The 23893-nt window shown below is 64.5% G+C and carries 20 protein-coding genes and 1 pseudogene; 8 read left to right on the top strand and 13 right to left on the bottom strand.

Features of this window, described 5'->3' with window-relative positions:
- Positions 1 to 30: 30 nt before the first annotated feature.
- Positions 31 to 753 (bottom strand): outer membrane protein, encoded by a 723-nt coding sequence (locus AC24YW_RS20555; protein ID WP_487484421.1) that lies wholly within the window; start codon positions 751 to 753, stop codon positions 31 to 33.
- Between the two features lie 388 nt (positions 754 to 1141).
- Between AC24YW_RS20555 and AC24YW_RS20550 the strand changes: the two genes are divergently transcribed.
- Complete coding sequence (locus tag AC24YW_RS20550; RefSeq protein ID WP_487484420.1) at positions 1142 to 1396, top strand: hypothetical protein; 255 nt, start codon at positions 1142 to 1144, stop codon at positions 1394 to 1396.
- 58 nt (positions 1397 to 1454) lie between these two features.
- Entirely contained in the window at positions 1455 to 2771 is a 1317-nt protein-coding gene (locus tag AC24YW_RS20545; protein WP_487484419.1) for a hypothetical protein, read from the top strand.
- A 46-nt stretch (positions 2772 to 2817) separates the two neighbouring features.
- Here the strand turns inward: AC24YW_RS20545 and AC24YW_RS20540 are convergent, their stop codons facing one another.
- Both AC24YW_RS20540 and AC24YW_RS20535 read right to left on the bottom strand, forming a co-directional pair.
- Positions 2818 to 5967, bottom strand: a complete 3150-nt coding sequence (locus tag AC24YW_RS20540) for a GAF domain-containing protein (RefSeq protein ID WP_487484418.1) — start codon at positions 5965 to 5967, stop codon at positions 2818 to 2820.
- Between the two features lie 153 nt (positions 5968 to 6120).
- A complete protein-coding gene (locus AC24YW_RS20535; RefSeq protein WP_487484417.1) occupies positions 6121 to 6894 on the bottom strand; it encodes a helix-turn-helix transcriptional regulator in 774 nt (257 codons plus the stop codon).
- 111 nt (positions 6895 to 7005) lie between these two features.
- On the opposite strand from AC24YW_RS20535, the gene AC24YW_RS20530 reads away from it, so the two are divergent.
- Positions 7006 to 8085: a zinc-binding dehydrogenase gene (locus tag AC24YW_RS20530; RefSeq protein ID WP_487484416.1), complete on the top strand. Its 1080-nt coding sequence runs from the start codon at positions 7006 to 7008 to the stop codon at positions 8083 to 8085.
- A 92-nt stretch (positions 8086 to 8177) separates the two neighbouring features.
- On the opposite strand, the gene AC24YW_RS20525 is transcribed toward AC24YW_RS20530, so the two are convergent.
- From AC24YW_RS20525 to AC24YW_RS20490, 8 genes are all read right to left on the bottom strand, one after another.
- On the bottom strand, positions 8178 to 8879 hold the full coding sequence (locus AC24YW_RS20525) for an ABC transporter ATP-binding protein (RefSeq protein WP_487484415.1): 702 nt from the start codon (positions 8877 to 8879) through the stop codon (positions 8178 to 8180).
- A gap of 7 nt (positions 8880 to 8886) precedes the next feature.
- On the bottom strand, positions 8887 to 10167 hold the full coding sequence (locus tag AC24YW_RS20520; RefSeq protein WP_487484414.1) for a lipoprotein-releasing ABC transporter permease subunit: 1281 nt from the start codon (positions 10165 to 10167) through the stop codon (positions 8887 to 8889).
- 90 nt (positions 10168 to 10257) lie between these two features.
- Positions 10258 to 11577, bottom strand: a complete 1320-nt coding sequence (proS, locus tag AC24YW_RS20515; RefSeq protein WP_487484628.1) for a proline--tRNA ligase — start codon at positions 11575 to 11577, stop codon at positions 10258 to 10260.
- A gap of 165 nt (positions 11578 to 11742) precedes the next feature.
- Positions 11743 to 13305, bottom strand: a complete 1563-nt coding sequence (locus AC24YW_RS20510) for a copper resistance CopC/CopD family protein (RefSeq protein WP_487484413.1) — start codon at positions 13303 to 13305, stop codon at positions 11743 to 11745.
- Positions 13305 to 13823: a YcnI family protein gene (locus AC24YW_RS20505; RefSeq protein WP_487484412.1), complete on the bottom strand. Its 519-nt coding sequence runs from the start codon at positions 13821 to 13823 to the stop codon at positions 13305 to 13307. Before AC24YW_RS20505 ends, AC24YW_RS20510 begins: the two co-directional genes overlap by 1 nt.
- Positions 13824 to 13852: 29 nt before the next feature.
- Positions 13853 to 14386 (bottom strand): copper chaperone PCu(A)C, encoded by a 534-nt coding sequence (locus tag AC24YW_RS20500; protein ID WP_487484411.1) that lies wholly within the window; start codon positions 14384 to 14386, stop codon positions 13853 to 13855.
- Positions 14387 to 14450: 64 nt separating this feature from the next.
- Positions 14451 to 16658: a TonB-dependent receptor family protein gene (locus AC24YW_RS20495; protein WP_487484410.1), complete on the bottom strand. Its 2208-nt coding sequence runs from the start codon at positions 16656 to 16658 to the stop codon at positions 14451 to 14453.
- A gap of 85 nt (positions 16659 to 16743) precedes the next feature.
- A complete protein-coding gene (locus AC24YW_RS20490; protein ID WP_487484409.1) occupies positions 16744 to 17118 on the bottom strand; it encodes a DUF2946 family protein in 375 nt (124 codons plus the stop codon).
- A gap of 607 nt (positions 17119 to 17725) precedes the next feature.
- On the opposite strand from AC24YW_RS20490, the gene AC24YW_RS20485 reads away from it, so the two are divergent.
- From AC24YW_RS20485 to AC24YW_RS20470, 4 genes are all read left to right on the top strand, one after another.
- On the top strand, positions 17726 to 17887 hold the full coding sequence (locus tag AC24YW_RS20485; protein WP_487484408.1) for a hypothetical protein: 162 nt from the start codon (positions 17726 to 17728) through the stop codon (positions 17885 to 17887).
- Between the two features lie 84 nt (positions 17888 to 17971).
- Positions 17972 to 18994 (top strand): sugar ABC transporter substrate-binding protein, encoded by a 1023-nt coding sequence (locus AC24YW_RS20480; RefSeq protein ID WP_487484407.1) that lies wholly within the window; start codon positions 17972 to 17974, stop codon positions 18992 to 18994.
- 14 nt (positions 18995 to 19008) lie between these two features.
- Positions 19009 to 20511, top strand: a complete 1503-nt coding sequence (locus AC24YW_RS20475) for a sugar ABC transporter ATP-binding protein (protein ID WP_487484406.1) — start codon at positions 19009 to 19011, stop codon at positions 20509 to 20511.
- 11 nt (positions 20512 to 20522) lie between these two features.
- On the top strand, positions 20523 to 21548 hold the full coding sequence (locus AC24YW_RS20470; RefSeq protein WP_487484405.1) for an ABC transporter permease: 1026 nt from the start codon (positions 20523 to 20525) through the stop codon (positions 21546 to 21548).
- A gap of 286 nt (positions 21549 to 21834) precedes the next feature.
- Here AC24YW_RS20470 and AC24YW_RS20465 read toward each other — a convergent pair.
- Together AC24YW_RS20465 and AC24YW_RS20460 are read right to left on the bottom strand one after the other, a co-directional pair.
- Positions 21835 to 22536: pseudogene (locus tag AC24YW_RS20465) on the bottom strand (L-2-amino-thiazoline-4-carboxylic acid hydrolase).
- Positions 22537 to 22581: 45 nt separating this feature from the next.
- The gene (locus tag AC24YW_RS20460) at positions 22582 to 22974 is read right to left on the bottom strand and encodes a RidA family protein (protein ID WP_487484404.1); all 393 of its coding nucleotides are present in this window, start codon (positions 22972 to 22974) and stop codon (positions 22582 to 22584) included.
- 128 nt (positions 22975 to 23102) lie between these two features.
- On the opposite strand from AC24YW_RS20460, the gene AC24YW_RS20455 reads away from it, so the two are divergent.
- A complete protein-coding gene (locus tag AC24YW_RS20455; protein WP_487484403.1) occupies positions 23103 to 23729 on the top strand; it encodes a LysR family transcriptional regulator in 627 nt (208 codons plus the stop codon).
- Positions 23730 to 23893: the final 164 nt, after the last annotated feature.

Genomic DNA, 23893 nt, shown 5'->3' with positions numbered 1-23893 from the left:
TCGTCAGCCGCTCCAATGGAGCAGCCAGACTCAGTAGCGGGCAACCATCGGGCCGCCGAACTTGTAGTTCAGGCGGACGAGACCCATGTCGACGTCCTGACGGATGCGATCGGTCGACGGAACCAGGGCGAAGGTGACGTCCTTGTCCGACAGGAAGATGTGGTTGTACTCGACGCCAACCGTCCAGTTCGGTGCGAAGCCGAACTCGAGGCCGGCACCGACCGTGCCGCCCCAGCGGGTCTGGTCGTTCGACGCCAGCAGCGCACCCGAAGCCGTGCTGTATACTTCGTACTTGGCACCGACGACCGCCGCACCGCCCTTGACGTAGAGCAGGACGTTGTTCCAGGCGTAACCGACCTGACCGGTGATCAGACCGAACGAGTCGATCTTCGAGCGGTTGCGGGTCGCGAACAGAGCGCTGGTGTTGTCGCCCGAGAAGTCGGCCCAGTTGCCCTGGCCTTCCACGCCGAACACCCACTGGCCGGACTGGAACCGATAGCCGATCTGGCCACCGACCGTGCCGCCAGTTGCGTCGTGCGATCCTTCGCGACCGCCGCCGACGAGATCCCAAGTGCTGTGAGCAAAACCGCCGCCGCCGTTGACGCCGATGTAGAAGCCGCTCCAGTCGTAAACGGCGGCGATCGCCGGCGGAGCCTTGGTGTAAGGCCGTGCCGCGAGATCGGCAGCCAGCGCCGGCGCAGCCGCGCTGAGCGCGACAAGGCTGACAGCGGCGAGCAACAACTTCTTCTTCATTTGATTCCCGTTCCAGTTTCTTCAGAGGGCCCCCGGGCCGTGGCGTGGTCATAACAGCGAACGACGGAATTGCTGTAACCGCGACGCCACAGTGCGATCGAAAGGACTTTGCTCATTAATGAATGTTAATCGCACACGCACGGAAACCCTTTGAAACAAGGGTTTTCCAGCAATTTCAATGTCGACGACGCGAGGACAATCTGAATGTGCGCGGAACGTCGTCCCGCGCACATTCGCGTGATGGACGAGTCGAAGGCGCAGTCGAGTTCCTCATCCAAATTATCGCCATATTTTCGCTCGCTTTCATCACATTCGCGCTCGTATCAATCACACGCTCGCTCGTTCGCGTACGTTCGAACGATCGTCCCTTCTGCTTCAAGGAGGATGAATGGCCGAGACTGAGCGATTGCAGGTCCGCCACTTACCCGCAGAGATCACCGCGCCCGCACTCATGATCGCCCTCACCTGCATGTACCGGCAAGCGGAGTCGCACGCGAGCCGCTCGGGCGCGCCGCCACCAGCGCCGGGGGATCGAGTTCGCTGCAGCGACGTGCGAACCGAGGCGCCGGAACGTTCTCGAACGCTGATTGCCGCGCTGGCCGGTCGAACAAATGCGCACGGGGCGTCCGACCGCACGTTGTGACCGCACCAGCCATCGTATAGCGTCCGGCCAAGGCTTCCTCCGCGCAGTCGATCCTTCCATGCTCACCCGTATCCTGCTCCTTGCGTCGCTTTTGCTTCCGGGCACCTTGCGTGCCGAAGCAACGCCGACCGAGAAAGCCGGCTTTGCCTCCAAGCTGACGATCTATCTCGCCAAGGGGCCAGCCGACGCATGCGGGCCGGGCTGCGATCGCTGGATCGCCATCGAGGGCGAGATCGATCGGGAGGCTGCGCTGCGCATTCGCCGCTTCCTCGCCGCCGTCAAGGACCTGCAGCGTCCGATCTACCTTCATTCGCCCGGCGGCAACGTCGAGCAGTCCTACGCGATTGCGCGGTTGCTGCGCAGCCGCAAGGCGATTGCCAGGGTCGGCCGGACGATCGCGACCGCCTGCGCCGCGGGCGCGCAGGTGGACGCCGCTTGCCTGAAGCTCAAGAACGCAAGCGGCGAGGTCGAGGCCGAGCTCACCACGAGCCGTGCCATGTGCAACTCGGCCTGCGGATACATGTTTCTCGGAGCGATATCGCGCGAAGTCGCCCCCGACGCCACAATGGCGGTCCATAATAACAAGCTGGTGCTCGCCTTCGACGGACGGCCCGATCCGGCGGCGGTCGCGGAATACAGGCGGCGCCGGCTGTTGGCGGCCGATCGCGATCGCGCCACGTTCATCGCAGCAATGGGAATTGGTCGCGAGCTCGATTCCCTGATCCGGACGGTGAAGTTCGAAAGCCTGCACGTGCTGACGCGATCCGAGCTTTACGGTTTCGGCATCGACGCGAGGCCGCTTGCCGAGACGAACTGGTCGCTGGAGAAGGAGGCCCGGCCGTTCGTCCGCAAGATCGCGACCGCAAGGAAGGAGAACGCCTCCACCTTCCGAACGATGGAGCTGCGCCTGTCTTGCGAAAGCAGCAAGGGCGCGCCGCTGACATTTGTGGCCGAGGCCGACGAAGCGGCCGCCGGCAAGAGCACGATCCTGATCGCGGCGAATGCCGACAAGGGGAAAGCCGCCGGAGGATCTCCGCTGCGGACCGGCAAGTACGAGGTCTGGCGCGGCAACATCGACGCCGACATGATCAAGACGATACTGGCCTCCCGCTCACTGCAGGTCCGCGAAACCACGCCGATAGCAGACGGCAAGACGGAGATCACGACATTCGAGCTCGACCTGACGGACCTGCCGTTACAATGGGCTCGGCTCAAGGCATCCTGCGCATTGCCGGCGCCGGGCCCGACAAGCTCCTGGCCGACGACGGCTCGGCAAGCGGCTCCCTGGCAGGCGGCTCACTGGCCCGAGAGCCCGTGGACGCCCGCCCCCCGGCAGACCGTCAGCACAAACCCTCGGCCCGCTCCGTCGCCTTGAAATGACGTCGGACATCGCCTCAGGAGCGATTCAACGCAACGATTGTTCACCCCTCGTCGAGCAGGGAGCGGACCTTGGCGGCCAGGTCTTCGATCGCAAAGGGCTTAGACAGCAAATGCTTGCCGGCATCGAGCACGCCATTGTGGACGATCGCATTGCGCGTGTAGCCGGTGGTGAACAGCACTTTCAGATCCGGGTATCGTCTCGACAGTTCGGCCGCGAGTTCGGCACCGGTCATGTCGGGCATGACGACGTCGGTGAACAGCAGATCCGGAACGAAACCGCCTTCGATTTTGCCGATCGCCTCCCTCGCGTTCGCGGCCTCGACCACGGTATAGCCGAGCTCGCGCAGGCTTTCGGAGGAGATGCTGCGGACCCGATCGTCGTCCTCGACGACGAGGATGGTCTCGCCCTGCAGGCTGGCACCGGGATTCGGCACGCCTTGCGGCGGGGTTGAGACGGCCTCCTCGCCCGCATAGCGCGGAAGGTAGATCTTCACGGTCGTGCCGACATCCACTTCCGAATAGATTTTGACATGGCCGCCCGACTGCCGCACGAAGCCGTAGACCTGGCTGAGGCCAAGTCCGGTCCCCTTGCCCACGACCTTGGTCGTGAAGAACGGATCGAACACCTTTCCCAGCACGTCCGCCGCGATGCCCGTGCCGTTGTCCGTCACCGCAACGAGAACGTACTGCCCGGGCTGTAGCGCATATTCGCGGGCATATTTTCGATCTATCGAGGCGTTGGCGGTCTCGATCGTCAGCCTGCCACCTTTCGGCATGGCATCGCGTGCATTGACCGCAAGATTGACCAGAGCGCTTTCGAGCTGGGCAGGGTCGACCTTGACGCGCCACAGCCCGGCCGCGAGAACTGCCTCGAGACGGACGAGCTCGCCGAGCGAGCGCTCGAGCAGCTCGCTCATCCCGTCGACCATCTTGTTGATGTCCACGACCTCAGGCGCAAGTGGTTGCTGTCGCGAGAACGCCAGCAATCTTTGCGTTAGCGTGGCGGCACGGTTCGCACCATCCATGGCGCCGTCGAGAAAGCGGTCGATGTTGAGCTCGCCCCTGCCGAGCCGCCGTTTGGCAAGATTCAGGCTGCCGAGGATGACGGCCAGCATGTTGTTGAAGTCGTGGGCGATGCCTCCGGTCAATTGTCCGACGGCTTCCATCTTCTGAGATTGCCGCAATTGCTCCTCGGCCTTCATGCGCTCGGCGATCTCGTCGGCGACACGTTGCTCCAGCCCGGCATTGAGCGCTTCGAGGCTGGTCAAGAGCCGGGCGTTGTCGATGGCCGTTGCAGCGTGACCAGCAATGCCGAGCAATGCGGCCTCGTGCTCTTCGTGGAATCGACCGACCTCCGCATGACCGAAGAAAAGCCCACCGAGCACCTCGCCGCTGCGCGAGATCACGGGGACCGCAAGGTATGACCGGACCGGGAGATGGCCCTCGGGCATGCCCTTCCGCGGCGCATTCTTGCCATAGCGCGGGTCTTGCAGGATGTCGTCCGACCTCACCACGCCCGTGCCCTTGAAGGTCGGCTCGAACACGGCGGTGGCGCGCGGCATCGGGAAGTTTTCGAACGCGGATCGCGGCACGCCGGACAGCGAATACAGCATGTAGCTGCCCCCGTCCGCGGCCAGGACGTTATAGAAGAAGGCTCCGAACTGCGCGCCCGTCAGCTCGACGCCGGCATCCGTCACGATCTGGACGATCCTGTCGAGATCGCGTTCGCGGGCAACCGATGCTCCCGTGTCGTTGAGGATCCGCAGATGACGCTCGGTCTTCTTTTGCGCCGAGATATCCAGCACGGTCCCGATAAACCGGGTGGCCTGACCATTGGAAAAGATCGCGTGACCCGTTGCGGCGATCCAGCGCTCGACGCCATCCTCGATGCCGACGGTCCGGTATTCGATGTTGTAACTTCTCGGAGAATTGGGCTGTAACGCGGTCGAGACGGCCTCGTGGGTGCGCTGCCTGTCGTCGGGATGGATGCCCTTCAGGAATGAGCCCTCATAGCTGACCTCGGCATCCGGTGAGAGACCGAACACCTCCTTGCAGCGGGCGTCCCATCGAAGGATATCGTTGATCGGATCGTAGTCCCATGCGCCGATTCCGGCGGCCTTGTTGGCGAGGACCAGCCGTTCGGCAGCCTCGCGCGCCGCCTGCTCCGATCGGACGCGCTCGATATGCGCCCAGGATCGCTCCGTCACCTCGGTGAGCAAGGCAAGTTCGCGCGGCGTCCAAAGATGCGGGCCGCGATGATGAATGGCCATCAAGGCGGTCAGGCGCCCCTCCTTGACCAAGGGCATGCAGATCGTCGAACCGATCCCGATGCGCTGGAAAGTGGCGGCTTCCTCGGGAGCGATCTCCTTCAGATTGTCGTTGATGATGAGGGGCCGGCCGGCGCCCAGCTCTCGCACCGCCTTCTCGCCGAAGTCGGCAAGGCTGTAGTGCCCCACGATGTGCATTGCACCGGGGGCCGCCCAATCCCCGCGGATGGTGAAGCCGTCCTGATCGGGATCCATGTCGGCATAGGCGCAGTTGGAGACGCCGAGATACTCGCCGACCATTCTCGTCGTCACTGCCATGACGCCGTCGGCATCGCGCGTCCTGGCCGTTTCCTTGTTGAGAGCGTCCAGGAAGAGCAGCCGCGCCTCGTTCTCGCGCAGCGCGCTCTCCGCGCGGCGACGTTCGACAGCGGTGCGGGTGCGTTCGGCAACCTCGCGGATGAGCTCCAGCTCCGCCGGGCTCCATTCGCGCGGCGCGGCATTGTTGAGGTACAGCAGCGCAACAACCCCGTCGGGCTCGGAGATCGGCATGTTGACCAAAGCGCGGGCCGAGATTGCCTCGAGAGCTCGGGCGCGGTCGCCGACGCGAGGGTCCTTTTCAGCGTCGGCGCAGACGACCGTCTCACCCCGCTTCAAATCCTCGATATAGCTGCCATAGTCGCGAAAGCGCAGCACGCCGGCCAGGCTCGAGATTCCAGGTGCATTCCAGTCGCGCGCGATCGTGATGGTCTCGGCTGTGGTATCGACGGTACCGTAACCTGCCCGGCTGACATCGAGGCTGCGGCCCAGCAGCTCCGCCGCCGCATAGGCGAGATCGTCGGGGTTGCCGATCTCTCGAATGTGGTCGCCGAGGGTGGCCAAGACGGCGTTGCGGTCGGCCGAGCGTGCCCCGGTCGCTGTCGTCATCGGTCAACCCCGAACACGTCCCTCGCTCCACCTGCACACCGATGAAACAGTAACCTTAGGAGGGCCCTTAGGTTCCCCCGGCGCAGGGAGCACCTCCCGGTCCTCTTTGGCGAACGTGACGTGATACGGCGGAAGCGTGCTCTCCATCCGGGATTAAACCGGCGTATAGATCACGAGCTTCAGCGCGGGATCGTCGTTGGCCTGGAAGCTGGTGTGCTCGAAGTGCAGCACGCCCTTGGTCGGATGGTTCATGGTCTTGCGGCCCGAGATGGTGCTGCGGACGTCGTGTGCTTCCCACCATTCGACGAATTCCGCACTGCTGTCGCGCAGCCGCGTCAGCAGCTCCGTGAAGGCGGGATCGCCGGCCCAGACGTCGTGATTGGCGCGAAACATCGCCACCATCGCCTTGGCAACGTCGGTCCAGCCGGCGCCGTAGGATTTGCGCGTCCGCTTGTTCGTCATCATCAGAAGCAGCGTGTTGCGATCCTGCTCGGGCAAACGCCCGAACCCGAACACCTCCTCGGCCGCATCGTTCCAGGCCAGCACGTCCCAGCGCCGGCCGGTGATGTAGGCGGGCTGATGCAGGCTTTCGATCATGCGACGAATGGGCGGAGGCACGATCTCGCGGGTGAACGGGCTTCTTGCGGGCTCGCGCGCCAGCGCCTTGAGGTGCGCGTGCTCGGTCTTTGAGAGGCGGAGCGCCCGGGCCAGCGCATCCACAGTCGTGACGGACGGGCTCACCGTGCGGCCCTGCTCGAGGCGGATGTACCAGTCGACGCCGATACCGGCGAGCTGCGCGACCTCCTCGCGGCGCAGCCCCGCGGTGCGCCGGCGCCTGCCCGCCGGAAGCCCGACCGCCTTCGGCGACAGCTTTTCACGCCGAGACCTCAGGAAGTCCCCGAATTCGACGCGGCGTGGATCGGCCATGGCGGATGTCCCTGCGATGGAGGGCCTACGGAATACTAGGATAATACCAGGCCTTCCTGTCTCCCGCCAGGGCAGCGCATACCGACCTCACCCGACTGCGAGGTGAACATCATGAAAGCTGCCGTGCTCAAATCCTTCGGCGTGCCGCTGGCGATCGAGACTGTCCCCGAACCGGTGCTCGGCACCGGCGAGGTCATCGTCGACGTCGTCGCCACGCGCGTGCTGTCCTACATGAACGAGGTCTTCGACGGGACGCGCAATTATGCGCTCGACCTGCCGATCGTCCCCGGCCCCGGCGGCATCGGCCGGGTGCGCGCGATCGGTCCTGATGCCACCAAGCTTGCCGTCGGCGACTGGGTGTTCTGCGATCCGACGGTGCGCTCGCGCGATGACGCCGTGGCGCCCGACATCGCCCTGCAGGGCCTGACCGCCGCGGGGCCCGGCGGCATGCGCCTGCAACGGCACTTTCGCCACGGCTCCTTCGCCGAGCGGATGCGGGTGCCGACCGAGAACGTCAAAGCCCTCGGCCCGATCACGTCCGAGCAGGCGGCGCAATGGTGCGCCCTGGGCACGTTGCTGGTGCCCTATGGCGGCTTCCTTGCGGCAAACCTTCGCCCGGGCGAGACCGTACTGGTGAGCGGCGCCACCGGCAATTTTGGCAGCGCCGCCGTTTCCGTCGCGCTGGCGATGGGCGCAGCCTGCGTGGTTGCGCCCGGCCGCAACGAAAGGATCCTCGCCGACCTCGTCCGCCGCTTCGGCGGCCGCGTCAAGCCGGTCAGACTCACCGGCCATGAGGACGACGACCGCGAAGCGATGAAGCGCGCCGCGCAGGGGCCGATCGACTGCGTCTTCGACATCATGCCGCCCGCAGTGAGCCCGACTGTCGTGCGCGCGGCGGTGATGACGGTGCGCGCTTACGGACGCATCGTGCTGATGGGTGGCGTCGGCATGGCGGGCGGGCCGGGCCTCGAGCTGCCCTACCCCTGGATCATGCGCAACTGCATCAGCATCCACGGCGTCTGGATGTATCCGCCCGATGCGGCCAGCCGCCTGATCGCGCTTGTGCGTGCCGGCTTGCTGCGGCTGGAAGAGTACGAGACAGAGACCTTCGATCTCGACCACGCCAACGAGGCCGTGGCACACGCCGCAGCCAATGGCGGACCGTTCAAATTGACGGTGATCAGGCCCTGAATCGTGAGGCGGCGGCGGAGCGCCGTCTTCGATTTTTTTCGGAAGTCCCTCCAAGCACTTGGCTACTGTGCATGGGGTTGTTTTCGAGCTCTTTAGTCGAGCTCGACCACCTGGCCGTTCGACAACGACACGCGCCGGTCCATGCGGCCGGCGAGCTCCATGTTGTGGGTGGCGATCAGCATCGACACGTGGGTCGCCTTGACCAGCTGCATCAGGGCCTGGAACACATGCTCGGCGGTACCAGGATCGAGATTGCCGGTCGGCTCGTCTGCAAACAGCACGCGCGGCGCGTTGGCCACCGCACGGGCAATGGCGACACGCTGCTGCTCGCCGCCGGACAGCTCGGCGGGGCGGTGGGTGATGCGGTCGCCGAGGCCCAGATAACCCAGGATCTCCTTGGCGCGCTTGACGCTCTCGGACTTCTTCAGGCCGCGGATCATCTGCGGCAGCATGACGTTCTCGAGCGCCGAGAACTCCGGCAGGAGCCGGTGCGACTGGTAGACGAAGCCGATATCGGTGCGGCGCAGCTGGGTGCGCTCGATGTCGGGCAGCTGCGAGGTCGGCGCGCCCGAGACATAGACCTCGCCGGAATCGGGGGCTTCCAGCAGCCCCGCGATGTGCAGCAGCGTCGACTTGCCCGAGCCCGATGGCGCCACCAGCGCGACCGACTGGCCGGCCCACAGCGCCAGCTTGGCGCCGTCGAGGATCGTCAGCGGCACCTCGCCCTGCAAGTACTGCCGCTTTATCTCGTGCAGATAAATGACCGGTACATCTTCCGCCCCCTGCTGCTCCATCAGCCCCTCACTCGTACCGGAGCGCTTCGACGGGATCGAGGCGCGCGGCGCGCCACGACGGATAGAGCGTCGCCAGGAACGACAGCGTCAGCGCCATGATGACGACGGCCGTGGTCTCGCCGACGTCGATCTCGGCAGGCAGCTTCGACAGGAAGTAGAGCTCCGGCGAGAACAGCTCGGTCGAAGTCAACCAGGACAGGAATTGCCGGATCGATTCGATATTGACGCAGATCACGAGGCCGACGCAGAAGCCGACCAGCGTGCCGACCACGCCGATGGAGGCGCCCGTGATCAGGAAGATCCGCATGATCGACCCTTGCGAAGCGCCCATGGTGCGCAGGATCGCGATGTCGCTGCCCTTGTCCTTCACCAGCATGATCAGGCCGGAGACGATATTGAGCGCGGCGACCAGCACGATCATGGTCAGGATCAGGAACATCACATTGCGCTCGACCTGGAGCGCATTGAAGAAGGTCGAGTTGCGCTGCCGCCAATCCACCAGGAAGATCGGCCGGCCCGCCGCCTCCGTCACCGCCTTGCGGAAGGCGTCGATCCTGTCGGGGTTGGTGGTGAACACCTCGATCGAAGTGACGTCGTTGCTGCGGTTGAAATAGGCCTGCGCCTCTGCGAGCGGCATGAACACGAAGCCGAGATCGTACTCGGACATGCCGATCTCGAACACCGCGACGATCTTGTAGGGCTTGATGCGCGGCGTCGTGCCCATCGGCGTGACCGCGCCCTTCGGCGCCACCAGCGTGATGCTGTCGCCGGCATGCAGCGAAAGCTGGTCGGCGAGGCGCCGGCCGATCGCAACGCCCTGCCCTTCGTCAAACCCCTCGAGCGAGCCCTGCTTGACGTTCTTGGCGATCGAGGTGAGGTTGTTGAGATCGTCGGAGCGGATACCGCGCACGAGGACGCCCGAGGCGTTCCAGGGCGATGACGCCAGCGCCTGACCGTCGACCACCGGCGCCGCGAGCCGGATGCCCTCGACCTGGCTGAGGCGGTCGGCAACGTCCTTCCAGTCGGTCAGCGGCGATTCCAGCGGCTGGACCAGGATGTGGCCATTGAGGCCCAGGATCTTGTCGAGCAGTTCTTTGCGGAAACCGTTCATCACGGCCATGACGATGATCAGCGTCGCGACGCCGAGCATGATGCCGAGAAAGGAGAACCCAGCGATGACCGAGATGAATCCCTCCTTCCGCCGCGCCCGCAAATAGCGCGCCGACAGCATCCACTCGAATGGCGCGAAAGGCGCGGTTTGCACGGTTTCGGTCATGGTCTCATCCATCGCTCGATAATCCCATGATTCGGGGTCAATTGTGGCCGGATTGGCGGCCGCGATATCGCGCGATGAACAATATTCGGCCGACCAGCCTGATCAGCCCACAAGTCTTACGACCGCGTCCGCAGGCGACATGGTCTCGCGCGCGCCGTCGCTGCGCCGCTTGATCTCGACCTTGCCGTCGGCGAGCCCCTTCGGCCCGATCATGATCTGCCAGGGGATGCCGATCAGGTCGGCGGCGGCGAATTTGGCGCCAGCGCGTTGATCGGTGTCGTCATAGAGCACGTCGACGCCCTTGGCCGTGAGCTCGGCATAGAGCTTCTCGCAGGCAGCATCGACCGCGGCATCACCCTGCTTCAGGTTGAGGATTGAGACGCGGAACGGTGCCACCGCCTCCGGCCATTTGATGCCGGCATCGTCATGGCAGGCCTCGATGATGGCACCGAGCAGGCGCGAGACGCCGACGCCGTACGAGCCGCCATGGATCGGCACGTCGACGCCATCAGGCCCCGCCACAAGCGCCTTCATCGGCTCGGAATATTTGGTGCCGAAATAGAAGATCTGGCCGACCTCGATGCCGCGGGTGTTGACCCGCTTGTCCACGGGCACCTCCTGCTCGAACCGCGCGGCATCGTGGACGTCTTCGGTCGCCGCATAGAGCGAGGTCCATTGCTTGATGATCGGCGTCAGGTCGCTCTCATAATCGACGTCCTCGCCCGGTACCGGCAGATCCAGCACGTCGCGATTGATGAACACGCCGGATTCGCCGGTTTCGGCGAGCACGATGAACTCGTGGCTGAGATCGCCGCCGATCGGGCCGGTCTCGGCACGCATCGGGATCGCCTTCAGCCCCATCCGGGCGAAGGTGCGCAAGTATGCGACGAACATCTTGTTGTAGGCGACGCGTGCCGCGGCCTCGTTGAGGTCGAAGGAATAGGCGTCCTTCATCAGGAACTCGCGGCCGCGCATCACGCCGAAACGCGGACGCTGCTCGTCGCGGAATTTCCATTGGATATGATAGAGATTGAGCGGCAGGTTCTTGTAGGACTTCACGTACGCGCGGAAGATCTCCGTGATCATTTCCTCGTTGGTCGGCCCGTACAGCAGCTCGCGCTTGTGGCGGTCGGCGATACGCAGCATCTCCGGGCCGTAGGCGTCGTAGCGGCCGCTCTCGCGCCAGAGATCGGCAAGCTGGAGCGTCGGCATCAAGACCTCGATCGCGCCGGAGCGATCCTGCTCCTCGCGCACGATCTGCTCGATCTTCTTCAGCACGCGAAACCCGAGCGGCAGCCAGGCATAGATGCCCGCGGCCTCCTGCCGGATCATGCCGGCGCGCAGCATCAGCCGATGCGAGACGATCTCCGCCTCTTTCGGATTTTCCTTCAGGATGGGCAGAAAGAAGCGCGACAACCGCATGGTCATACTCTGGGAATCAGTGATCGCCTGCAGTGAAACCGGATTGGGGGCGAAAACACAAGACGGGAATGAGGAAAAGCCGCTAACGCAGCGAAATTCCTTGTCATTTTTCCGTTGCCTTCAGGTTTGACTTCAGGAGCAGCGCGCTCTGCAAAGCCGGCGAGCCTAGGGCGGCGGCACCTCGAGTTCATCCGCAAGCGTGATCTTCTCGAAATCGCTCACGAGCGCCTCGATGCGCACACGCCAGCGGCCGGCGAACGGCAGGTCGACCTTGCGCACGTGCCAGTAGCCGTCCGGCCCGAGCGAGGCGCTCCGTTCCATCGGCTCGATGCCGCGCTCGGGCAGGCTGAGGGTCAACGTCACCTCTTTGGCCGCCAGGGGCGTCCCCTCGCCGGTCATGAGCTGGAGCACGAAGTCGTCCTTGCCGACCTTTCCAGGCGACACCAGCACCTGGAACATTGCCTTGTCGCTGTGGATGTGGATCGCCAAAGGGGTCTCCGGAACGATCGTGCGGGGCGGCGGCGTGAAGCGCCAGCCGGCGACGACGGCGAAGATGGCGAGAGCGATGGCGCATTCGAGGAGGACCGAGCGCTTGAGGATGGCCTGGGCTCCGCGATCACGGGCAAGTGCCGGAGTGAGGCGGAAGCGGTTGAGCGCCGCAAGTGCGAGCAGCATGAGGACCAGCGCGAGCTTGATCGAGAGGATGAGGCCATAGCGGGTCTCGACCAACGCCGAAACTTTTTCGAGCTGAACAATCGCAAGGGCGAGGCCCGTCAATGCCAGCACGCCGACCGCCGGCATCGCGATGCCCGAGAAGCGCATCACGACGGCGAGTGCCGCCGGCGTCGGCTTCGACAGCAAAGCCGCGAGCGGAGCAAGAGCGCCGATCCACAGCGCAACGCACAGGCCGTGAAGAAACATCGCCGGCCGCATCATCATTTGAGGCGGCGCCGTTGCGGCGTGCCCGCTCATGGCGAGCGACAAGCCCACACCGACCATGGCAACGATCGCAAGAGCCCGCGAGGACCATGCGCTGCGCAGCGCCAGCAGAGCGAACAGCATCGCGGCGGCGGCAACAAGAAACGCGCGGCCGGCACTGGTCGCGACCGCGACCTTCCAAGGCGCGGCCGTCGCCAGCGCCGCCGGCGGCAGGCCGAGGAGATCAAGCCCCAGCGCACCGAGGGACACCAGCGCGCTCGAAAGGCCGACCGCGAGCGCCACGCGCGGCACGGTCATGCCGGCCAGAGACCAAGATATCCAGCGCGCGAACCACACACCGCCGACACCAACGAACAGTCCGAGATAGAGGCCAACGCGCGCCAGCCAGATCAGCGCGCCCAACCAATGGTCCGTGCTCGCGGGCTGCTTCGTCTCCGACGGCATGCCGATCGAAAACATCACCGATCCCGCGACTGGATGGCCATCCTGCGAGACCACGCGATAGCTGACGACCGCGGTCCCCTCAGGCAGATCAGCCGGCATCGTGATCGAAATCGTGTCGCCCGACGCGCTGACGCGTGTCTCGTCCCGCGCCCTGCCCGCCCCGTCGATCAGCCGGACTGCGCCCGGAGTCACCGGTTCGTTGAACCGCAGCTCGACCACCTTCGGAGCGGTCGCCAGCGTGCTGCCACTCGCCGGCTCGACCGAGATCAGCGCCGCGTGCGCCAACGCGCCGCTCGCGAAGCCCGCAGCGAAGAGCAGCGTCGCGAGCGCGGCGAGGAGGCGCATCAGGGTTTCGGCAGGAGCTTCACGCCAGGCGCCGGCGACTTGCCCTCATGAGAATGCCCCGCCCCCCCGGCTGGGATCTCGATCCAGCGGCTGACGCCGGTCTCGCATTCCTGAACCACGGGGAAGTACAAGGTGGTGTTCGGTTTGAGCTTGTCCGTCAGCACCGTGTGCATGATGAACTCGTCGTAGTTCTTGTCCGCCAACTTGCCGCCGGACCACGCCACCTCCTTGACGCCAGACGAGAGCTTATTGCCGTGATAGTCGTATTCCCCGGCATATTTGCCCTCCACGATATCGATGGTCCAGCCGGCCTTCGGCATCGGCTTCACCGCAATGACCCCTTCCGGAATCTGCACGCGGATCTTCACCGTCGGCGAGCCCGCGCAGCCATGCGGCACGGTGAAGACCGCCTTGTAGGACCCGCCGATGGTGGCTTGCTTGGTCTCGAGCGAGACATGCGCCGCCACTGGTGATGCGGCGAGCGCGGCAATCAGGATCAGGCAGGATCGCTTCGACATATTCGGTCTCCCGAGAATCCAGAACAGTCTCATTTCATCTTCATTCCCGAATGATCCGGCATTTTCTTCATGTCCATGTGACCCGAATGCCCGCCATCACCCGGCGCCTGCGCGCCGACACCCTGGACGTCGAGGACAACGGCGACCTTTCCGGCCTTCTCGAACTGAAGCGTCACCGGCACCTTGTCGCCCTGCTTGAACGGCCCCTTCAGCTCCTGGAGCATCAAATGATTGCCGCCGGGCGCGAGCTTCGCGGTCTTGCCGGGCTCGATCGCTAGTCCCTTGTCGAGCGCGCGCATCTTCATCACGCCGTTGTCCATCGCCATCTCGTGGATCTCGGCCTTGCCTGCGATGTCGGCGGACACGCTGACCAGCCGGTCGGCCGTGTTGCCCTTGTTTTCGATGGTCAGGTAGCCGCCGGCGACCTTGGCACCGCCCGGCGTCGCCCGGCTCCAGGCCTGCGAGATCACGAGGTCGCCGGCCTTGACGTCGTCGGCAGCAACCGCTGCGCTGCTGCCGAGCAGCATGGCGACGGCGAGAAGTGATAGCTTGATCCTGTTCATCTGGTTCCCTCGGTTTTGATCTGATCGAGCACGGTCGTGGTGGTTTCGGCAGCCTCAGTTGCGCTTACCATCGATACCGCATTCCGGTGTAGACCGCCCGGCCGGTGCCTGGCTCGAACAAGGCCGACGTGGCGGTGGCGCGATCGATGATACTGGCGCTTGCAATGTATGTCTTGTTGGTGAGGTTTCGCCCCTCGACATAAGCGGAGAACGGCCCACCATTGTCGAAGCCCGCTTTCAATCCGAGCAGTGCATACGGCTCCGTCGCGAGCGTGTTCATACTGTCGACGAAATAGGCTTGCGGCACCCATTCGACGTTCGGACCAGCATAGAACCCGGTCGGATGCTTGTAGAGCAATTCGGCGCGCAAATAGTGACGCGGCGCACCGGGCAGCTGGTTGTTGCCGAACGTCGGGTCGCTATCGAAGCGAAAATCGTTATAGGTATAGGCAAGGTTGAGCCACACCTTGTCGGGCGCGCTTCCTGTCACGAAGAGGTGGCGGAAGATTGCTGCCCCTGCCCCAGCCTCGATGCCCTGGTGGACGGTTCGATCGGCATTGGTCACGTTGCAATTGCCGAACGCGCTGTAGAGGCACAGCAGCTCGTCGCGGATATTGGCGCGATAGGCGATGAGCTCCCACGTATAGTCGGGCCGTCTCATGCGCGTCCCGATCTCGTAGGTCGTCGCAATCTGCGGGCGGATGCTGGTGAACGGAATCGTCGGAATGCCTGGACCCCTCGCGCTCTCGCCGAAGCTCGGCACTTCGGCGCTCCGCGAAACGTTGGCGAAGGCCTGCCATGTCGGGTCGATCTGCCACAGTAGCCCCGTCTTCGGCGACCAAAGATCAAAACGGGTTGCTCCCGACTGGTCGCCGTCGCTGAGAAACCGGTCCCGCCGACTGCGGGTCGCATGCAGAAATTGCGTGCCGGCAATCGCGGCGACGTTCGGCAGGAAGTAGAAGCTGTCCTCAACGTAAACCGAGGTGTTCTCCGAGCGATCGAACGACGACGATAGCAATGCCCCCTTCTGTCCGGCAATGTTGGCGAATTGCTGGTTGTCGATGCTGCCATTCAACAGGTTGACGCCTGCGACCAGCCTGTTGCGGTAACCGCCGATCATGCGGTCGTCCGTGACCTTCGCGAAGCCGCCGTAATCCTTGTAGCGATAATCGAGCCACTGGAAGATCGGATGCATGAGGTGCCGGTCGACGCCGAAGGCGCCGAACTCGAACCTGGTGTCGTCGAATCGGATCGTCGTCTTGTTGGCCAGCCTGACCGTGTCGATGTTGCGCTGCTGGTCCAGGGCAACGTTCGCCGGAGCCGCGGCCTCCGGATTGGTCAAGGCAGACGCCTTGGTGACGGTTCCTGGAATGCGTTGCCGCACCTCGTTGGCGTTGAGATAGAATCGCGTCTCGAAATCCGGCGAGAACTGGTAGCCGACATTGCCGCTCAGGCGGTTACTGGAGCCGAAGCTGTGATCGCGAAATCCGTCCGCGGCCTGCGTCGAGGCGGTGACGTAACCGTCCCACGGACCGTTGGTGCCCCCCGCGTTCGCCTGCAGCCGCTTGAAGCCGAAAGCGCCGACGTCGAACGAGACGCCGTTCGGAAAGCGGTCGCGGCCCGTCGGCGTCACGAAGTTGATCGCGCCTCCCAGCGAATTGGCTCCGAACTGCAGCGCATTCCCGCCCTTGTACACCTCGACATATTTGTAGGCGGTCGGGTCGATCTCCTGGAAATCGCCGTAGCCGTCCGCCGTGTTGATCGGGATGCCGTCCATGTAAAGCTGCACGCCACGCAGATGGAAATTGCGCGACAGGCCGGATCCGCGGATCGAAAGCCGGGTGTCGTCGCCCCATTTCGGCTGCGCAAAGACACCGGGCACGTAGTCCAGGACATCCTTGATCGTGCTGGCGGGAGTCGAATTCCGGTAGGCCTCCGCTGTGACCAGTGCTACGCCGCCCGGCGTCTGGTTGATCTCGCTCAGCGCCTGCTGGGCGGTGAGAACCGTCAGGGCACCAGGGCCAGGGCCCCCTTCGGAAGCTGCCGTCGGTTGCGCAGGCGCACTTGCAGTCGCGCGGACCCGCGTTGATCGCGTTGCGGTTCGCTGGGTGCGGGTCGGTGAAGTCCGTTTCTCCCGCGGCGCGTCGACCGTGACGGGAGGAAGCTCGCGTCGGGTTTCCTCCGCGATTGCGTTGGAGGGCACAACGAGGGCAGAAGCCGAGGCAAGCACAATTCCGGGTACGGAAAGTCGAAAGAAGCCTGAACGAGGCATGAGATCATTCCTGATGCTGGCAGAGAGCCGGCGCATTGCGATCCCGGCACGGCGGAAGCCGGCGCGGAGTTGAAGGTTTCGCAGATCAGGAAATGCTGGGGGGAGCGCGTGCCCGGGCGCTCGAACTGTCGACGGCGGCGAGGACGGGCGCGTTCGCCACGTGCCAGACGATGCTGGCGATGGGGCGGACGGGAGTTGAGAACCCCGCATGGGACGGCGCGTCAAGCGAGGCGTCAACGTGCGCGAGGCAGCAAAGCGCACATGCGCCGGCTTTTGCGGCCGGTGTCCCGGTCTCGTCGGCCGGGCCGCCCCGCTCACTTGCGCTGTGGCAAATGACACCTGCAGAGAACGGATCGGCCGCAGCCTGGCCGGCCGCGAGACAGGCGGCGATCGGCGCCAGCACCTGCATCACCAGGGCGAGCAGGACCAGGGGCAGGAATTTTTGCAGGTGTGCGCGCATCCGCCGGACCATTCGTTCGTGCGCTAACTAAACACCCGGGCGGGGCCGAGTCGAGGCCAGTTCCGCCGCCCCCTTGGTCCTGCACAAATTGCTCGAAAGTTGTGGCCGGACTGCCCTGCGCCCGAGCCCGGCCGGTATCTAAGGCAGGAAACCCGCCCAGCCATCCACAAATTTCTTATATCTGTCATATATTTAGGTAGGCGGAAGCCCGATCGTTTCGTCAGCTGCTCCTATTTTGGACATTCGTTGCCGAAAATGATGACAAGTGAGAAAAGTTGATCTAGCATCCCTCTTGCTCAGGCGCTGACCGCGAGGTCGAGGCCTAGTGGTCCAAGTCTCGGGAGGAGACCCTGGCGCGCAAAACGCAGCGTCGCCCCGTCAATCAAGATCAAATCTTAAGATCGGGGATAATAGGGTCGACACAATTTTTGAGCGGGGCCAGGGCCCCGCTCTTTTTTTGCCTGCGGCGCTGAACTGTCGATGAACTCGGCTCTCATCTCCATCCAAGACAGCTTCGGAACGTGCCGCCTCGCGCTGCGCCGACCTCACGCCGCTCGTCCTTCACGTCTGTTCGATCTGTACCCGCAAACGCAGGCGATGTTGGTCGATGCTGGCGCTGACGATGACGATGGCACACCGCGAGCGGTGCATCGCGTTCGTCGCCGTCATCGGAGATGCGCTCCGCGATCTGCTCGGCGATCGTCCACCTGACACTTCGCGCTGCACCAACGCGCGGGCTGCGACGACGCTGCGGCTCATTGAAGATTGAGTGCGAACAACTCTTGTGAGAGACTTTCGGAGATCGGTAGCGCTACCAATGACGCGCCGACGACAAAATATATGGGAGCGAGCGATGTCCGGGACGAAAGATTTCTCGACGACCAGGCGCGATCTTCTTCAGGCGGCAGCGACCGCCGGCGCCGGAGCTGCCATCCTCGGCAGCATGGGCATAAACCCCGCACTTGCAGCCGCAGCCGGACGCAGCGAGAAGCCGTTGAAGGCGGCCTTCTCCAACGCCGGCCTTCAGGCGACCTGGTGCGCGCAAGGCAAGCAGGCGGCGGAATTCTGGGGCAAGCTGTTCAATGTCGAGGTGACCTGGTTCGACGGCCAGCTCGATGCGGTGAAGCAGCGCGCGGCGATCGACAACATGGCCTCGCAGAAATGGGACTTCGTCGCGATCCAGGCCTTCGGCATCGGCACCCTCACCCAGCCGGTGCAGAAGATGATCGACGCCGGCACGCCCGTGATCGACATGGATACGCTGATCGCGCCGCTCGATCAGATCAACGTCCATTCCTTCCTCGCTCCCGACAACGAATTCATGGGCGCCTCGGTGACGCAGGCGCTGTGCAACGCCATGGGCGGCAAGGGCAAGATCATCATGACGCAGGGCGCGCTCGGCCACACCGGTGCGCAGGGCCGCGCCAAGGGCTTCAACTCGGTCGTCAAGCAATTCCCGGGCATCGAAGTGCTGGACACCCAGCCGGCCGATTGGGACGTGTCGAAGACCGCCCGCCTGTGGGAGACCTATCTGACCAAATACCCGCAGATCGACGCGGCCTTCTTCCACAATGACGACATGGCGCTGGCCGCCGCCAACATCATGAAGGCGCGCAATCGCACCAACATCCTGATCGGCGGGGTCGACGCCATGCCCCCGGCGATCCAGGCGGTCAGCGAAGGCCGAATGTTCGCGACCGTCCGCAATCCGTCCTGCCGCATCCATGGCGGCGCGATCATCGCGGGCGTCTCGGCCGTCGTCGGCGGCGAGAAGAGCGGACAGGGCATCCCGAAGAACGTCGTCACCGACGGCCCGGTCGTGACCAAGGCCAACGCCGCCGGGATGCAATGGATGCAGGATCACTTCCTGATCTGAGCCTCCCTATTTTCATGAGTGTGGGACAACAGCCCATCCTGGAACTGCAGGGCATCACGAAGAGCTTCGGCGGCGTCGAAGCGCTTCGTGGTGTCGACTTCGCGCTTTATCCCGGCGAGATCCACGGCCTCGTCGGCGAGAACGGCGCCGGCAAGAGCACGCTGATGAAGATCATCGCCGGCGTGCACACCGAGTTCTCCGGCCGCTTCCTGGTCGACGGCCAGGAGATGCATTTCCGCTCGGCGCGCGATGCGCACGCCGCCGGCATCGCCATGGTGCATCAGGAGCTCAGCGTCGCGCCCGACCTGACGGTTGCGGAGAACGTCTTCCTCGGCAACCAGCCGACCAACGCCCTCGGCCTCGTGCAATGGCGGCGGATGGCGCGCGAAGCGGGTGAGCAGCTCGCCCGCTTCGGCATCGACGTCGATCCGATGGCGCGGCTCGGCGACCTGCCGATCGGGCTGCAGCAGCTGATCGAGATCGCGCGTGTGCTGTTCTCAGGCGCGCGCATCGTCATCCTGGACGAGCCGACCTCCGCTCTCTCCCCGCCCGAGGTCGAGCGCCTGTTCACAACGCTCCGGCGGCTGCGCGAGCAAGGCACTGCCATCGTCTTCATCTCGCATTTCATCGAGGACATCCTGCTGGTGTCCGACACGGTGACCGTGTTCCGCAACGGCCGCAAGGTTGCGGAGACGGCGAGCGCTGCAACCAGCAAGGGCGCGCTGATCGAGGCCATGATCGGCCGCGGCGGCGAGGCGCTCGAGCATAGCTATACCGACGATCTGATGCTGCCGCAGCCGAGCGACAGCAACGTCATTCTCACGGTCGACCAGCTGTCGCTGTCCCGCAGCCTTCAGGACGTCTCGTTCGAGGCCCGCGCCGGCGAGGTGCTCGGCATCTACGGCTTCATGGGCTGCGGCCAGCAGGAGCTGTCGCGCATCCTGTTCGGCAAGCTGAAGCCGGACCGCGGGACGCTTGCAGTCGAAGGCGTGCCGAAGACTTTCGCCAGTACGGCGGCGGCGCGGCGCGCCGGCGTGGCGCTGGTGCCGGAGAGCCGGCGGGACATGCTGTTCCACCAGGAGCCGGTCTACAAGAACATCTCGATCAGCATTCTCGACCGGATCTCCTCGCTGCTGCTCAAGCCGGCGCAGGAGCGCGATATCGCCAAGCGCCAGGTCGAGCAGCTGCAGATCCGGCCGCCGGTGGTCGGCCTCGACCTCGGCATGCTCTCGGGCGGCAACCAGCAGAAGGTCGCGCTGGCGAAATGGCTGACCTATCCGCCCAAGCTGCTGGTGCTGTGCGAGCCGACCCGCGGCATGGACGTCGGCGCCAAGAACGACGTCATCAACATCGTCCGCGACCTCAGAACAAAGGGGCTCGCGATCATCGTGCTGTCGACCGAGCCGGAAACGGTGCTGTCGCTGGCCGACCGCATCCTCGTGCTCAAGCGCGGCGCCTTGGTGCGGGAATTCAAGAACGAGCCGGTCAGCAAGGACCGCCTGCTGGAAGCGGCGTGACGGAGAAGCACATGAGCAGCGAGACGGCTTTGGCGACAGGACGACGGGCGCGGGGCCTTGCCCCTTTCCTGCGCTCGCAGATGCGCAACATCGCCCCGTTCCTGACGCTGATCTTCCTCACCGCCTTCTTCGCCTTCGCCAGCCCCTCCTTCGCAACGCTCGACAATCTCGGCAACATCCTGACCCAGGTGTCGGTGACGGGGATCATCGCGGTCGGCCTCACCTTCGTGATCCTCTGCGCCGAGATCGACCTCTCCATCGCCGCCATCGCCAACGTCACCGGCATTGCCGTCGCCTACTTCACGCTGCAGGACTCCTACGTCAACATCGCCAACGTCCCCCTGCCCGGCGCGGTCGCGATCATCCTGTCGCTCCTGCTCTGCGCCCTGCTCGGCCTCGTCAACGCGCTGGGACTGACCGTGATCGGCATCCCCTCGTTCATCATGACGTTGGCGATGATGCAGATCGCCGCCGGCATCTCCGCCCTCCTCGTGCGCGGCCAGATCGCCTACAAGGTGCCGAGCCTGATCACGACGCTCGGCTCGGGCTCGATCGGCGGCATTCCCTGGCTCGTCATCGTCGCCGCCACCATGCTGCTCGCCGGCCATCTGGTGCTGACCTACACGCGCTTCGGCCGCTACGTTTACATGGTCGGCGGCAATCGCGAGGCAGCCGAATATTCGGGTCTCAACGTCAAGCTGATCCTCGGGGCGGTCATGGTGATCTCGGCGGTATGCGCAGGCATCGGCGGCATGCTGGGCGTCGCGCATTTCGGCAGCGCGCAGCAGAACGAGTTCGACACCTATTTGCTCGATTCCATCGCCGCCGTCGTGGTCGGCGGCACCAGCCTGTTCGGCGGCCGCGGCGGCATCGGCAACACCATCGTCGGGCTGTTCGTGCTCGGCGTGCTCAACAACGGCCTCGACCACGTCAACATCGACAGCTTCCTGAAGATCCTGATCCGCGGCCTGATCCTGCTGGCGGCGCTGGTCATCAACGTCTACGCGCAGCGCTTGAGGGAGAAAGCAGCGGAGTAGACGGCCGCTTAAACAAAAAGTTCGAAAACAACCCCATGCACAGTAGCCGGGGCGAGTGGAATCAATGACTTGCGGCCGGGTGTCGTGAAATTGCGGATTTTGCGAAGCCGATTTGCGCCGTCGGGCAAAACAGGGGTATTATGGCATCATCGGCAGCGGGCTTCGAGGGGACGGTGCCCCCCGTCATTGCGAGCGTAGCGAAGCAATCCGAGACACTCTCCGCGGATGCATTTCTGGATTGCTTCGCTACGCTCGCAATGACGATGTGGCGGCAGAAGGAATACGCCTAACGCTCCGCTTTCGCGTTGGACGGTAAGCGCGAGAAGCGGAAATCGCAGTGGCTGGCGCCGCCGGCCAGCGTCTGGGTCCGTTCCAGGCGGATGCCTCGCGCGGCATAGGCGACGAAGTCGAGGCCGCAGATGTTCGGCAGGATCTGCTTGTCGCCATGGCGTGCCGCGAGCTTGCAGAAGCCGCAGGCCTTGTAGTCGATGCCGAATTCGAAGCTGTCGTGCGGACCGGGCTCGACGAAATCGTAGACGAAATCTTCCGGAAACTCCGCTTAGTGATTTTTTGTAACGCTCCTTGCCGCCTGCTCGCGCATCAAGGCCTGGTTCTCCGGCGACATGAACTGACGCCCCGCGGCGAGACGCTCGGGTTCGGGCATCATCAGCAGCTGCGCCTTGTAGGTTTCCCGCTCGATCTCGCCGATCACGGGCACCGGAACGCCGTGGCGCCGCAGCACCCGGCTGATGGCCATGAATCCGGTCAGGCGCATAAAGAAATCGCTCATGCGGCTCGCCGCGCCGCCGACATAGGGCATCTGGGTGAGGACGATCTCGAATTCGTCCATCACCTCCTGCCTGATTGCGTCGATGTCGGAGAGATTCGTGCGCTCGCGCAGCATCGCTTCGGCAAGGTCTATTCGCTCGCGCATGGCGGCTTCCATCGCGCGGCGGTGCGTCTGGTAGAACGGATGAATTTCAGTCATTGGGCACCCGATATGATCGGCTCATTTGCAACATCGACGGGCCGCTCATTCCGCGGCGATCGCCTCGATCTCCAGCAGCCATTTGCTGTCGACGGTCTCGACCACCACGACCGTCAGCGCCGGCTGGTGCTCGCCGAGCACGGCGCGGCGAATGGCACGGTTGGTCACGAGCTGACTGCGGTCCGTCAGGAACGTGGTGACCTTGACCAGGTGCTCGATGCCAAGTCCTGCCGCGGCGAGCACTTCCCTGACATTGCGCCAGGCCTGCTCGCATTGCGCCTCGAAGCCATCAGGCACGGTGCCGTCGGAATTTTGAGGCACCTGGCCGCTGATGAACAGCAGGCGGCGATGCTGCTTCAGCTCCAGGCCCATGCAGTAGCCGCCGGCGGGCGGATGGACCGTTGCGGGGTTGTGGCTGACGATGTGAGCTGGTGACATGGCGCTCCTCCGGATTTGCGCGTCAAGCGTATCCGGCGGCATGACGCTAGCGCAAAGCATACTTCCTGCGGTTCAGCGCAAGAAAATCTATTGCAAGGCTGCGGCCTGTCGGTGTCAAAGTGCACGCGATGACCTACGCCCTTCCCCCGCTCAACGCGCTCCGCGCCTTCGAGGCCGCCGCGCGCCATCTCAGCTTCAAGCTCGCCGCGCACGAACTCCACGTCACGCCCGCGGCGGTGGGGCAGCAGGTGAAAGCGCTGGAGGCGCGGCTCGGCGTGCAGCTGTTCGAGCGGCTGCACAAGCAGCTCATCCTCACCGAGGCCGGCCGGGCCTATCTGCCCGGGATCTCCGAAGGCTTTCGCCACATCGCCGAGGCGACCTCGCAATTGAAGCCGTCAGGCACGGTGCTGCTGCAAGCGGGGGTCCACGGCAGCATCGACCTGCGCCGCCTCGAACTTGCGGAGTTTCGCAGCGCACATGCGGAGATCGGTTTGCGCGTGCTGCGGCCCGCCGGCCTGCACGAGCTCGTCGAGGGCAAGGTGGACGTGCTGATCGCCCGCGGCGTGAGCCACCATCCGGGCTATCGCTGCGAACGGATCGATCAGGGATCGGGCGCGGGTGATTGGCTGGTTGCGCCGGAAGGCACCGCGGATTGTGCGGAGATCGTGAGTTTTCGGACATGGCTGCGCGCGCTGCACGCGGAGAAATCGCTCACAAATCGGCGCCCGCGTCTGGTTGGCGGCGTCGGGAGTTGAGGGTGCCCAACGTGCGTGCCAACCCGCGCCGCAGTTGGAACGCGGATGAGGTCCGCTGTGCTCCCGATCGCCGCCCAGAAGCCGGCCTCGCCAGACTCGGAGTTGGGCCATAAGAGGAAATGCCGGGTGTCTGGAGGGAAGTATCGCGGTGTGCTAGTGCTGGC

It is taken from the genome of Bradyrhizobium sp. USDA3516, assembly GCF_057651995.1.
This window is presented reverse-complemented; position numbering and strand designations above follow the sequence as displayed.